General features: G+C 74.7%; 9 protein-coding genes. 6 read left to right on the top strand and 3 right to left on the bottom strand.

Annotated elements, in window-relative coordinates:
• Nucleotides 1-34: 34 nt before the first annotated feature.
• Entirely contained in the window at nt 35-1,135 is a 1,101-nt protein-coding gene (locus OIE69_RS03690; protein WP_326570471.1) for a M20 family metallopeptidase, read from the top strand.
• Nucleotides 1,136-1,282: 147 nt separating this feature from the next.
• Nucleotides 1,283-2,266 (top strand): aldo/keto reductase, encoded by a 984-nt coding sequence (locus OIE69_RS03685; RefSeq protein WP_326570470.1) that lies wholly within the window; start codon nt 1,283-1,285, stop codon nt 2,264-2,266.
• A gap of 68 nt (nt 2,267-2,334) precedes the next feature.
• Here the strand turns inward: OIE69_RS03685 and OIE69_RS03680 are convergent, their stop codons facing one another.
• The gene (locus tag OIE69_RS03680; protein ID WP_326570469.1) at nt 2,335-4,869 is read right to left on the bottom strand and encodes an alkaline phosphatase D family protein; all 2,535 of its coding nucleotides are present in this window, start codon (nt 4,867-4,869) and stop codon (nt 2,335-2,337) included.
• A gap of 232 nt (nt 4,870-5,101) precedes the next feature.
• Here OIE69_RS03680 and OIE69_RS03675 point away from each other — a divergent pair, with 232 nt between their 5' ends.
• The 4 genes from OIE69_RS03675 to OIE69_RS03660 all read left to right on the top strand — a co-directional run bounded on the left by OIE69_RS03675 (nt 5,102) and on the right by OIE69_RS03660 (nt 11,074).
• Complete coding sequence (locus OIE69_RS03675) at nt 5,102-5,680, top strand: adenylate kinase (RefSeq protein WP_326570468.1); 579 nt, start codon at nt 5,102-5,104, stop codon at nt 5,678-5,680.
• Between the two features lie 196 nt (nt 5,681-5,876).
• Nucleotides 5,877-6,740, top strand: coding sequence for a hypothetical protein (locus OIE69_RS03670; protein ID WP_326570467.1), 864 nt, complete (start codon nt 5,877-5,879; stop codon nt 6,738-6,740).
• Nucleotides 6,733-8,943: a bifunctional serine/threonine-protein kinase/ABC transporter substrate-binding protein gene (locus OIE69_RS03665; protein WP_326570466.1), complete on the top strand. Its 2,211-nt coding sequence runs from the start codon at nt 6,733-6,735 to the stop codon at nt 8,941-8,943. Before OIE69_RS03670 ends, OIE69_RS03665 begins: the two co-directional genes overlap by 8 nt.
• A 4-nt stretch (nt 8,944-8,947) precedes the next feature.
• Nucleotides 8,948-11,074: a bifunctional serine/threonine-protein kinase/ABC transporter substrate-binding protein gene (locus OIE69_RS03660; RefSeq protein WP_326570465.1), complete on the top strand. Its 2,127-nt coding sequence runs from the start codon at nt 8,948-8,950 to the stop codon at nt 11,072-11,074.
• A gap of 53 nt (nt 11,075-11,127) precedes the next feature.
• On the opposite strand, the gene OIE69_RS03655 is transcribed toward OIE69_RS03660, so the two are convergent.
• Together OIE69_RS03655 and OIE69_RS03650 are read right to left on the bottom strand one after the other, a co-directional pair.
• Nucleotides 11,128-11,634, bottom strand: coding sequence for an IclR family transcriptional regulator (locus OIE69_RS03655; protein ID WP_455550602.1), 507 nt, complete (start codon nt 11,632-11,634; stop codon nt 11,128-11,130).
• The gene (locus OIE69_RS03650; RefSeq protein WP_326570463.1) at nt 11,541-12,587 is read right to left on the bottom strand and encodes a hydroxymethylglutaryl-CoA lyase; all 1,047 of its coding nucleotides are present in this window, start codon (nt 12,585-12,587) and stop codon (nt 11,541-11,543) included. Before OIE69_RS03650 ends, OIE69_RS03655 begins: the two co-directional genes overlap by 94 nt.

Below are 12,587 nucleotides of genomic sequence, written 5' to 3'. Positions count from 1 at the left end.
GCGCGCCGAGCCGCCCGCTCAGTAGCCTGGCGGCATGACGATGCACATGACCGGCCCGGCGAGTGTCGACGCGATGATCGAGGACCTCAGAACGCTCGTCGAGGTCGAGTCCCCGTCCCGTGACGTCGACGCCCTGACGGTGTCGGCCAAGGCCGTCGCCGGCGTCCTCGAAAGGCGTCTCGGCGGTCAGGCCGTCTGCGTGGAGAGCCCGGGCGGGCCGCATGTGCGCTGGTCGGGCGGGGGCGACCCCAGGGTGCTGATCCTGGGGCACCACGACACGGTGTTCCCGCTCGGCACCCTCGCCCGGCGCCCGTTCACCGTCGCCGGCGGCCGCGTCACCGGCCCCGGCGTCTTCGACATGCTGGGCGGTCTCGTCCAGGCCGTCCACGGCGTCGCCCTGCTGGAGGACCGGTCGGGCGTCGAGATCCTCGTGACGTCCGACGAGGAGGTCGGCTCCCCGCACTCGCGGGCCCTGATCGAGGAGCGGGCCCTCGCCTGCGGGGCCGTACTCGTCTTCGAGGGCGCCGCCGAGGGCGGGGCGCTGAAGACGGGCCGCAAGGGGTGCGGCACGTTCGAGGTCACCGTCACGGGCCGCGCCTCGCACGCCGGACTCGAGCCCGAGGCCGGGGTCAACGCGCTCGTCGAGGCCGCGCACCAGGTGCTGGCCGTCGCGGCGCTCGGCCGGCCCGAGGCCGGTACGACCGTCACCCCGACGGTGGCGTCGGCGGGCACCGTCGACAACGTGGTGCCCGCCCGGGCGACCGTCGTCGCCGATGTACGGGTCGCGACGGCCGAGGAGAAGGACCGCGTCGAAGCCGGCTTCGCCGCTCTGACCCCGCACGTCGAGGGAGCGGGCATCTCGGTCAGCGGCGGCGTCCGGCGGCCACCGATGCCGGAGTCGGCCTCCGCCGGACTCTTCGCCCTGGCGCGGCGGTTGCGCCCCGGCATCGAGGGCAGGGCGGTGGGCGGCGGCAGCGACGGCAACTTCACCGCCGCGCTCGGCGTGCCGACCCTCGACGGCCTCGGAGCCGTCGGGGGCGGGGCGCACGCCGACCACGAGTACGTGGTCGTCGACACCATGGCCGACCGGGCCACCCTCGTCGCGGGCCTGGTGGAGGCCATCCGGAACACCTAGCCACCCGCTCCCGCCCGCTGCCGCAGCCCGTGTCCGTGCCGGTGTCACGGACACGGGGGCCGGCCGGTCATGGTTGTGGGGGACGACCGCCCGTGCCCTTCGGCGCGCCGGGGCGGCGGATCAACATGACTGAAAGAGGGATTCTCGATGCGGACGGTGGACCTCGGCGGTCAGGGACTGCGCGTGCCGGTGCAGGGCCTGGGTGCGATGGGGATGAGCGTGGACTACGGGGCGGGCGACGAGCGGGAATCCGTGATCACGCTCAACCGCGCGGTGGACCTGGGCGTCACGTTCATCGACACGGCCGAGTCCTACGGCCCCTTCGAGAACGAGAAGCTGATCGCCCGCGCGCTCGGGCACCGCCGGGACGAGATCACCCTGGCGACGAAGTTCGGCCTCGACTTCGCCGACGACGGCACGCCCGGCCCGCTGGACGGACGGCCGGAGCACATCCGCCGGGCCGTGGAGCGCTCGCTGCGCCACCTGGGCACCGACGTGATCGACCTCTACTACATGCACCGGGTCGATCCCGGCACGCCGGTCGAGGACACCGTCGGCGCGATGGCCGAGCTGGTCACCGCGGGCAAGGTCCGCTACATCGGGCTGTCCGAGGTCTCCTCGGAGACCATCCGCCGGGCCCACGCCGTCCACCCCCTGACCGCGGTCCAGTCGGAGATGTCGCTGTTCACGCAGGACCTGCTGGACAACGGCCGCAAGGCGACGATGGACGAACTGGGCATCGGCCTGGTCGCCTCCTCGCCCATGGGCCGCGGCTTCCTCAGCGGAGCGATCCGCAGTGTCGACGACCTGGCGCCGGACGACGCGCGCCGCGGGCTGCCCCGCTTCTCGTCGGAGAACATCGCCGCGAACCTCGTCCTGGTGGAGCGGGTACGGGAGATCGCGCAGGCGCGCGGCGCGACACCGGGACAGGTCGCGCTCGCCTGGGTCAACGCGCAGGGGGCCGTCGCCATCCCCGGCACGAAGCGGAGGAAGTACCTCGAGGAGAACGCCGCTGCCGCCGACCTCGACCTGTCGCAGGACGAGCGCGCCGCCCTCGACGCCGCAGTGCCCGCCCGCGAGGTGAGCGGCGCGCGCTACACCGCGCGGGCACTGGAGTCCACCAACCGCTGACGGGCGGTGCGCCGCGGCGGCGGCCCCAAGGACCGGGGGACCGCCGCCGCGTCGGGTCGGTGACCGGATCAGAGCCGGGCGAGCACTGCGAACGGGTCGGCCGCGCCGCCGTTGCCGACGGCCGCGATCCGGCGCCGCAGGGTGAACGCGGTGCCCGGCTCGATCGTCACCTGGCGCTGGGTCATCACCCAGATCCCGCAGGCGTACGCGGTGAAGCCCGGCTCGTCGTAGAGCAGGCCGTACGTCTGGCCGTCGGAACCGGTCATGCCCACCCACGGCGCCGTCGGCTCGAAGTCGGCCGGGGCCGAGGCGGTCACGGTGCCGTGCCCGGCGACGCCGCTGCGCTGGCCGGCGCCGTCGTGGTCCAGGACGTCGCCCAGCCAGAAGGTGCGGGCCTGCGTCCCGCGGTTGGTGAAGACGCTCTCGGCGGTGACCCAGGGCTCGCCCTCGCCGATCGTGAAGGTCGTGACCACCTCGACGTCGGGGACCTGGGCGGTGGCGCCGGTGGCACGCGCGGAGGCGACCGGGCCGGCTGCGGAGAGCACCTCCAGGGCAGTGGACCGTACGGTCAGCTGCTGCCAGGCGTTGCTCCCGCGCGGGCGCGCCGTCGAGGCGTACGGCAGGTTCATCCAGTCCAGCTGGTCCAGATGGCCGACGGCCGCCAGGTCCAGCGGCTTGCCCAGGGTCACCGCGGGCAGCTGCGGGTCCTGGGAGCCCGCCGACACGGCCAGCGACAGCATGCCGTTGGACAGTGTGACGTCCGTGGCCGCCGCCTGCGACTGCGGCCCCGGCACCGGACGGCCGGTGCCGGCCCGTACGGCGGCACGCGTCAGGGCGACGTCGCCCCGGGTCTGCGCCCCCGCCCGCACGGTGGCCGTGGCGGTCCCCGGTTCGTAGCCGACGCCGTTGACGGCGACCGTGTAACGGCCGGGCGGCGCGAACGCCAGGTACTCGCCGGTGGTGTCGGTGGTGACGGCCGCGAAGCGGGTGCCGTCCTCCGCCGTGACCGTCACCTGGACGTTGGCGAGCGGCTTCCCGGTCACCTTGTCGGCGATCCGGCCCACCAGCCCGTCGCCGGCGTCGATCCGCCGGGCCCCGGGCAGCCCGTCGCGGACCTCGAAGGCGGCGATGGTGAAGGCGGGGGAGGCGGCGTCGTCGCCCTTGAGGACGATGCGCAGGTCGGCGCGCCAGCGGTCGGGCGTCACGTCGCACATCACGTAGCCGCGGTAGGTGCCGTTGTAGAACTTCACGTGCGGGTTGGCGACGAGACCCGCGCGGACGTCGGCGTCCCAGCCGGCGCCGGAGGAGATCGACGTGCCGACGAACTCGGTGGCGACGACCGGCGCGTGCGGGTCGTCGAAGTCGGTCTTGAGGTCGTTGACCCAGTGCGTGTGCCAGTCGCCGCTCAGGACGACCGGGTTGGCGACGTCGCGGTCGGCGAGGAAGTCGAGGATACGGGCGCGGGCACCCGCGTACCCGTCCCACTGGTCGAGGTTGACGATCTTCCCCGGACCGAGGTCGTAGTCGAAGGCGGCCATGATGGTCTGCTGGGCGATGACGTTCCACCGCGCCTTGGAGTGGTCCAGGTTGCCGAGCAGCCACTTCTCCTGCTCCGGACCCGTCATCGTGCGCTCCGGGTTCCACACCTCGGGACCCGGCTCCTTGCGGCCGTCCCCGTACGCCTGGTCCGTGCGGTACTGGCGGGTGTCGAGCACACTGAACTCGGCGAGCTTCCCGAACCGCACCTGACGGTACATCAGCGCGTCGGGGCCGGTGGGCCGCTGCTCCGGCCGCAGCGGCAGGTGCTCGTAGTGCGCCTGGTAGCCGTTGCCGCGGCGCTCCAGGAAGGGACGGCCGTCGCCGGCGCCGCCCGGCACGTCCGCCGCGTAGTTGTTCTGGACCTCGTGGTCGTCCCAGGTGACGAAGAAGGGGAACCGGGCGTGCGCCGCGCGCAGTTCGGGTGAGGTCTTGTAGAGGGCGTGCAGCCGGCGGAACTCGGTGAGGCTGCCGCCCGTCGTCTCGTAGATGTAGTCGCCGAGGTGCAGGACGAAGTCGAGGTCCTGCTCCGCCAGATCGCGATAGGCGGGGTAGGCGCCGCCGGTCCACGACTGGCACGACACGAACGCGAACCGCATCCGGTCGGCCTTCGCGCCGGGCGGCGGCATGGTCCGGGTGCGGCCGGTGCGGCTGCGGACCTCGCCGTACTGGAAGCGGTACCAGTACCAGCGGTCGGGGGCCAGGTCGTCCACGACGACGTGCACGGTGTGCGCGGACTCCGGCAGCGCCGTCACCGCGCCGCTCGCGACGACCTTCCTGAAGGACTCGTCCTTCGCCACCTCCCACCGCACCTCGACGGGCGTCGCGGGCATGCCGCCCGTCTCCGCGTCGAGCGGGTCGGGCACCAGGCGGGTCCACAGGACGACGCTGTGGTGGTCCGGGTCGCCGGAGGCGACGCCGAGCGAGAAGGGCGCGGGGTCCAGTTCCGCGGCGCGCGCGGAGAGCGCCTCGGTCAACTGGCCCGCGGCCAGGACGCCGAAGGTGCCGCCCGCGAGGGCGAGGAACCGGCGGCGGTCGAGGGTGCGCAGGGCAGGGCTGGTAGTCACGTTCCAAGATCGTGCAGCGCCCCGCGACCGGGCGGGTGTCGGCGCCGGGAAGGGAGGGTGACCACCACATGTCGGGAGGTCATCGCGGCCGGGGCGGAGAGACTCCCGGTGCGCGCCGGTCCCCCGGAAGGGACCGTCTGGCCCGGGTCCACGGCTCCTCCGGGCGTGTCTGCCACCCGACCCGACGCCGGCTCCGTGCCGTGGCCGCCGACGGCGTTGCTACCGTGGCGTGGTGCCACTCCTGGGACCCGCCGACCCACTGCCCCACCGTCCGCGGCGGGTGCTCGTCGCCGGCACGTCCGGCGCGGGCAAGACGACGCTCGCCGCCCGTGTCGCCGCCGCGCTGCGGGTGCCGCACGTGGAGATCGACGCGCTCTTCCACGGCCCCGGATGGACCAGGCGCCCCTCCTTCGAGGCCGACGTCCACCGCTTCAGCGCCGGGCCCTGCTGGGTGACCGAGTGGCAGTACGGCGCGGTGCGCGCCCACCTCGCCGCCCGCGCCGACCTGCTGCTCTGGCTCGACCTGCCCCGGCGCCGCGTCATGCGCCAGGTGGTCCGGCGCACCCTGGTGCGCCGCCTGCGCCGGCAGGCCCTGTGGAACGGCAACGTCGAGCCACCCCTGTGGACGGTCCTCACCGACCGCGAGCACATCGTCCGCTGGGCGTGGAACACCCACGGCGAGACGGCGGCGCGGACGCGGCGACTGCTGGACGAACGACCGGAGTTGACGGTCGTACGCCTCCGGAGCCGGGAGGAGGCGGCCGGCTGGGCGGACGGGCCGCTGCGGGACTCCTTCACCGCGCGTCCGTAGGACGGACGGGGCCCGGCTCGTGGCGGCCGGAGGTCTCCGGGTCTTCCGAAGTGTCACCGATCCGTGGTCGAGGAGTCACGGTTAGCCTCAACTCATGGCCTGGCGGCTCCAGTTGGCGCAGGATGGCATGTGCGCGCGGCAAGCGGCGACGGTGTTCGGCAAGACGGTGCGACGAGTGTGATGGGGTGGCTTGGGAGTGGGCTTACGCAGACCGGTCCTGCTCGCGGCGGCGGGTGTGCTGCTGCTGGCGGGGTGCACGAGTGAGGGAACGCCGGGGGAGGGCACCACGACGTCGTCGGGGGCGGGCCCGAGCGGGCGGAGCAGTGCGAGTCCGGCCCCGTCGGCGTCGGCGGTGAACGACCCGTACACGCTGGCCGAGAGCGCGGCGCCCAGGACGCGGGCGCAGGCGGCCGCCTTCGTCCGGGGACTGACCGTGCGGCCGGACTTCTTCGGCCCCGGGTACCGCAAGCGGGACCCGTACGAGACCGGGCCGGGCACCTGGACGGTGCTGGGCGAGGACTGCGTGTGGCGGCGCGAACCGCTCGCGGGCACCGTGCTGGCCGGCCTGACGCGGTCCTTCGTCCGGCCGGACACCGACGGCAAGGGCCCGGTGTTCGTGTCCCTGACGGTGACCGTGCACAGCTCGGTGGTGGGCGCGCGCCGGGACATGGCGGTGTCGCTGGAGGAGCCCCTGCGCTGTCCCAAGCAGCAGCTGAACGCCTCGGAGTGGGTGCAGGGCATGACCTCGCGGGGCGACCCGTACGACGAGCAGCGGACCGCCACCTCCGACGACGACCTCGCCGAGTTCGGCGAGTACGTGGTGGACGGCGACGGGAAACCCCGCCGCTTCGACTGGTTCAAGCACCGGCTCGGCCCGGTGACGGTGGCCGCGACCGTACGGCACGCCGTCGGCGCCGACGAGGCCGAGAAGACGAAGGTCACCCAGGACGCGCTGGGGGGAGTCACGTTCGTCACGGCCGACATCGACCGGCTCGGCGCCGTGCGGGCGAAGAAGGCCGGGGCGTCCGGCGACGCGGCGGAAGGTGCGGACGATGAGTGAGCCGATGCGTCCGGCCGACCCGGCGTCCGTCGGGGGCTTCCGGCTGCTGCGGCGGCTCGGTGCCGGCGGCATGGGAGTGGTGTACCTGGGGCGCTCCGAAGCGGGTGCGCTGGCCGCGGTGAAGGTGATCCGGGCGGAAAGCGCCGCGGACGACGAGTTCCGCGCACGGTTCGCGCGCGAGGCGCAGCTCGCGGCGCGCGTGGAGAGCCCCTGGGTGGTTCCCGTGCTCGGCGCCGACGCGGACGCGCCCGAGCCGTGGCTGGCGACCGCGTTCGTACCCGGCCCCTCGCTGGGCGAGGCGGTGGCCGAGCACGGTCCTCTGCCGCAGTCCGCCGTGCGGGTCCTCGGGGCCCTGCTGGGCGAGGCCCTGGGCGCCGTGCACGAGGCCGGGCTGGTGCACCGCGACGTCAAGCCCGGCAACGTGCTGCTGGCTGTGAACGGCCCCCGGCTGATCGACTTCGGCATCGCGCGTGCCGCGGACGACACCGCGCTCACCGCCTCGGGCCTGGTGATCGGCACCCCCGGTTTCCTCTCGCCCGAACAGGCCCGCGGAGAGCAGGCAGGCCCGGCGGGGGACGTGTTCGCGCTGGGCTGTGTCCTCGCGTACGCCGCGACGGGCCGCCCGCCGTTCGGCAACGGCACCCCCGACGCCCTGCTCTACCGGACCGTCCACGACGAGCCCGACCTCGACGGGGTCCCGGCCGAGCTGCGCGAGGTCCTCGACGTGTGCCTGGCCAAGGACCCGCAGGACCGGCCCGCTCCGGAGGAACTGAGGCGGCGGCTGTCCGGGGACGCCACCGAGGACGCCGTTCCCGAGGGCGCCACCGCGTCGCCCGCGGCCTGGCTGCCGGACCCGGTGGCCCGTACGGTCGCCGCGCGTGCCGCGGAGAGCCTCGCCCTGCCGGCCGTCGAACCCACCGTGGTGGACGAGCCCGGTGACGCCCCGTCGGCGGCGCGGCGGCCGCTGACGTCCCGGCGCCGGCTGCTGGCCGTCGGAGGGGCGCTGCTGCTGGCGGGCGGCGGCTCGGGGGCGGCGCTGTGGGCCGCGGGACGCGACGACCGCGACGCGAAGCCGGTCGCGGCCGCCAAGCCCACGTACGTCCTCGGCGTACAGGTCACCGGTGGCGGGGCGGACGCGGGCCTTGCCGAAGCCTGCGAGCGGGCCGCGCGGCTGGCCGCCGCGGAGCACAACGCGGAGCCCGAGCGGGCGTACTCCGTCCGCGTACGCGTCCTCGACGACGGCGGTACCGTCGACCGGGCCACCTCGGTCGCCCACGAATTCGCCGCCGACCGCGATGTGTTCGCCGTACTCGGCCCGACCGGCGAGGTGACCCTGCGGGCCGCCTCACGGGTCTACGCGGCCGCGAGGCTGACGCACGTCTCCAGCACCACCGGGCAGAACGACTACTACGTCTCGTCCCCGGACGTCACCTTCCAGACCGGCGCGGCCCACCAGGCCGAGGGCACCGCGATCGCGCTGAGCGCCTTCGTGACCGGCAAGCTGGGCCGCGCCGGGGTGGTCATCGACCGGTCCGGCGGGTCCGTCATGCACGACCAGGGCGGGGTGCTGGTGACCCAGTGGCGCGACACGCTCGGCGGCGAGGTCGTGCCACGCGTCGTCGCGGAGGGCACTGACGACGGCCCGGCCGCCGTCCGTGACCTGCTCTCCCGCGACCTCGACGACTTCGTCTACCTGGGCCCCCTGGAGGCGACGGTCGGCGCGGCCCGGCAACTGGCCGGAGCGGGCTTCACCGGCCGGCGGTGGATGTCCCACCTGCTCTACGGCTCGGACTTCCCGCGCCTGGCGGGCGCCGCAGGTGAGGGCTGGTATGCCGTGACGCCCGCCGTCGATCCGTCGGAGCTCGGGACAAAGGAGGCCGAGCGCTTCACCGCCGCCTGGCGGGACCGGTACGGGAGCACCCCGGAACCGTACGCAACCGAGGCGTACGACAGCGCCCGCATGCTGCTGCAGGAGTTCGCCCGCACCGTGCCCGCCGGAGGGCGGCGGCCCGCCCGGCCCGTTCTCGCCCAGCGGCTCGCCAAGGCCGGCTACCAGGGCGTCGCGCGTACCTACACCTTCAACGAGTACCACCAGTACGCCACCACGGCGCAGAACATGGGCAGCGAGACGTACGTGCACCAGGTGCGCGACGGACGCTTCCAGCAGATCGGGCCGATTTTGCCGAAGCAGGAGAACCAGTAGGGCCATGGACCAGCTGCTGCCCGCCGACCCGGCGTGGATCGGCGGGCACCGAATCGTGGCGCGGCTGGGAGCCGGCGGAATGGGTGTCGTCTACCTGGCGCGCTCACCGCACGGCGCCTGGGTCGCGCTGAAGGTGATCCGCGTCGAATACGCGGAGGACGCCGGCTTCCTCGCGCGGTTCCGCCGCGAGACGGAGCTGGCGACCCGCCTGTCGAGCCGCTGGACGGTGCCCGTGCTCACGGCCGATGCGGACGCCCGCTCGCCCTGGCTGGCCACCGCTTATGTGCCCGGCCTGCCCCTCAACGAGGCCCTCGCCCTCCACGGGCCGTGGCCGCCCGCGCAGGTCCGCTCCCTGGCCGCCGCGCTGGCCGCGGCCCTGGACGACGTGCACGGCGCCGGCCTGGTCCACCGCGACGTGAAACCGGCCAACGTGCTGCTCGCCGCAGACGGGCCGCGTCTGATCGACTTCGGCATCGCCCGCGCCGTCGGCGCGACCGCGCTCACCACGGACGGCACCGTCATCGGTTCACCCGGCTACCTCTCCCCGGAGCAGGCCCGGGGTACCGCCGTCGGGGCCGCGAGCGACGTCTTCTCCCTGGGCTGCGTGCTCGCCCACGCGGCCACCGGCAGAGCGCCGTTCGGCACCGGGGGAGCGGCCGCGGTGCTCTTCAGGACCGTGCACGAGGAACCCGACCTGAGCGGGCTGCCCCGCGAACTCGACGCCCCCCTGCGGGCCTGCCTCGCCAAGGACGCCGACGAACGCCCCACGGTGGCGGAACTGCGCGGCCTGTTCGGTGCGTTCGACCCCCGGTCGTGGCTGCCCGGCGGGCTGCCCGCGGCGGTCGCCGACCGTGCGGGCCGCGTCCTCGACCTGCCGGTGCCCGAACCGACGGAGCTGTCCGCCGCCCCCGCCCCGCTCCCGCTGTCCGCCGCGTCCCCCGTGCCCTCGGCCTCCCGGCGGCGACTGCTCGCCGCCTCCGCCGCGCTCGGCGTGGGCGCGCTCGGCGGCGGCACGGCCTGGTGGCAGTGGGGACGCGACCGCGGGACGGGGGGGACCGGGAAGCGCACGCTGCCGACCCGGGTCATCGGCCTCCTCGGCGACCGTTCGGCCGCGGCCGTCCTGGCCCAGGAACGCGGGGCGGCCATCGCGGTCGCCGAGCACAACGCCCGTCCCGACCGGCCCTTCGACCTCGCGCTGCGCACCGCCGACGACCGGGGCACCGCGGCCGGCTCCGCCGCAGGCGCCGCCCGGCTCACCGCCGACCCCGACGTGCACGCCGTCGTCGCGGCGGGCACGAACCAGGCCGCTCCCGCGGCCGTTCCGGTCTGCACCGAGGCAGGCGTCTGCCTGCTGGTGACCCGCGCCGACACCGAGCAGCTCAACGTCGTCCACACGACCACCGCCCTCGTGCTGCGCCCCACGCGCACCGCCGGGCCCGGCGCAGTGGTGCGCTACCTCAATCGCATCGTCCGGCCCTCGCGCACGGTCGTCGTCCACGACCTCGCCGACGAGGAGGAGGGCCTGCCCACCGTCCAGTTCGTCACCGTCCACGGCAAGCTCGACGGCACCGTCGACGTCCTGGAGGTCGCCGCCGACGAGGGATTCACCGCCGCCGCGCACACCGTCGCCGGCCGCCCCGACGACGCCGTCCTCTTCGCCGGCGTCACCCCCGCCCGCGCCGCCGCCTGCGCCAAGGCCCTGCGCGCCGCCGGTCACCGCGGCGTCCGGGTCGCCGACGAGAACGTGCTGTCCGCGTCCTTCCTCCGCGAGGCCGAGGGCTGGTGGATCGGCACCGCCTACACCGACGCCTCCGCCGACCCCCGGACCCGAGCGTTCGCCACCGCGTACCGCACCCGCCACCGCACCGCCCCGGGGCCCTGGGCCGCCGAGGCCTACGACGCCGTCCGCTTCGCCGCGCACGGCCTCTCCGCGGGATCCGGCGACGGCCGCGAGTCGCTGCGCGCGGAACTCCTGCGCGCGCCCTGGCAGGGCATCACCCGCCGCTTCAGCTACGAGAGCCAGTCCCAGTTCCTGGAGACCGGCCAGGACGGCGGATGGTTCCTGTTCCACGTCGAGGACGGCCGGGCGCGGTTCGTCTCCCGCCACGACGACATCGGCACGACCACGTGAGGGGCGTGCCCGCCTCAACGCCCCGGCGACGCGACGCACCCTGCCGCGGGCGGTCAGTGCGCGGTGCCGTCGCCCCGGATGCCGGGGCGGTAGCCGAGGCAGCGGGAGGCCTCCTCGGCCGCCTCGACGACGCTGGGGGCGAGCCGGCCCACCTCGGCGGGGGTGAGCCGCTGGGTCGGTGCGCCGATGCCGAGGGCGGCCGCGAGTTCGCCGGTGCTGTCGAAGACGGGGGCGCTGATGGAGGCGGCCCCCATGTCGCGTTCCTCGAAGGAGGCGGAGAAGCCGTTGCGGCGGATCTCCTCCAACTGGTCGTCCAGCAGGTCGATGTCCACCACGGTGCGCGGGGTGTGCCGGGTGAGGCCGTGGCCGACCGCGTCCCGGCGGGCGGTGGGGTCGAAGGCCATGAAGACCTTCCCGGCCGAGCCCGCGTGCAGGGACATCACCATGCCCACCGCGAACATCCGCATCACCACATGGTGGGCCTCCGCCAGCGACACCACCGTGCGGTGGGCGCCGTCGCGCACGTACAGGCAGGCGGTCTCCCCGGTCCGGTCCCGCAGCCGCTGCAGCGCCGGCCGGGTGAGCCGGACCAAGTCCAGGCCGAAGGTGCCGGGCGCCGCCCACTGCACGAAGTGCAGGCCGATGCGGTAGACGTCCCCGTCACGGTCGAGGAAGCCCTCGCGCAGCAGGTTGCACCAGACGCTGGCAGGTGCTCGCCGGCAGTCCGGTGATCCGAGAGGTTGACCAGGTCGTCCGTCCCCAGGTTCCCCGCCGCACCGGGGGCGAACGGGCAGCCGCCGATGCCGCCGAGGGCCGCGTCGAAGCGCCGCACCCCCAGCCGCAGCGCCTCCCACACGTTGGCGGACGCCATCCCGTAGGTGTTGTGCAGGTGCAGGCCGAGGGGGAGTTCCGGCAGCGCGTCGCGGACGGCGGTGACGGTGCGCCGGATGTGCCAGGGGCTGGCCGCGCCGATGGTGTCGGCGAGGTGCAGCACGCGGATGCCGGACCCGGCGAGCCGCCGGGCGAGTTCCACCACGGTGCGCGGGTCCGTCTCGCCGTCGAAGGGGCACACGAAGGCGGTCGCGATGGTGGCCTCCAGCCGCACCCGGTGGGCCCTCAGCACGTCTACGGCGGGCCGCAGGCGTTCCAGCGCCTCGTCGCGCGGGACCCCGGCGTTGGCGAGGCTGTGGCCGTCGCTCGCCGAGACGGTCAGCCGGACGTCGCGCGCCCGCGCCCCGATCGCCCGGCTCGCGCCGCGTTCGTTGAACACCAGCGTGTGCAGCAGCACGGACTCCCCAGGCCGTAGCCGCGCCACCAGCCGGTCGGTGTCGGCGAGTTGCGGCACCTTCCGCGGGCTGACGAAGGAACCGACCTCCAGCGAGGTCAGCCCCGCCTCCAGCAGCCCGTAGGCCAGCCGCAGTTTGTCCACGAGGGGGAGCACCGTGCTCTCGTTCTGCAACCCGTCGCGGAGCAGCACATCGGTGATCACCACCTGCTCGGGCGCGGTGCTCAT

This window comes from Actinacidiphila glaucinigra (assembly GCF_035918135.1).
GTDB classification, from domain to species: Bacteria; Actinomycetota; Actinomycetes; order Streptomycetales; family Streptomycetaceae; genus Actinacidiphila; species Actinacidiphila glaucinigra.
Note: the sequence above shows the minus strand (reverse complement) of the source record. Positions and strands in the feature narration are given on the sequence as shown.

Excerpts from the sequence above, each read along its gene's own strand:
- OIE69_RS03690 (WP_326570471.1), top strand. The coding sequence starts at position 35 with ATGACGATGCACATGACCGGCCCGGCGAGTGTCGACGCGATGATCGAG.
- OIE69_RS03685 (WP_326570470.1), top strand. The coding sequence starts at position 1,283 with ATGCGGACGGTGGACCTCGGCGGTCAGGGACTGCGCGTGCCGGTGCAG.
- OIE69_RS03665 (WP_326570466.1), top strand. The coding sequence starts at position 6,733 with ATGAGTGAGCCGATGCGTCCGGCCGACCCGGCGTCCGTCGGGGGCTTC.
- OIE69_RS03660 (WP_326570465.1), top strand. The coding sequence starts at position 8,948 with ATGGACCAGCTGCTGCCCGCCGACCCGGCGTGGATCGGCGGGCACCGA.
- OIE69_RS03650 (WP_326570463.1), bottom strand. The coding sequence starts at position 12,587 with ATGAGCACCGCGCCCGAGCAGGTGGTGATCACCGATGTGCTGCTCCGC.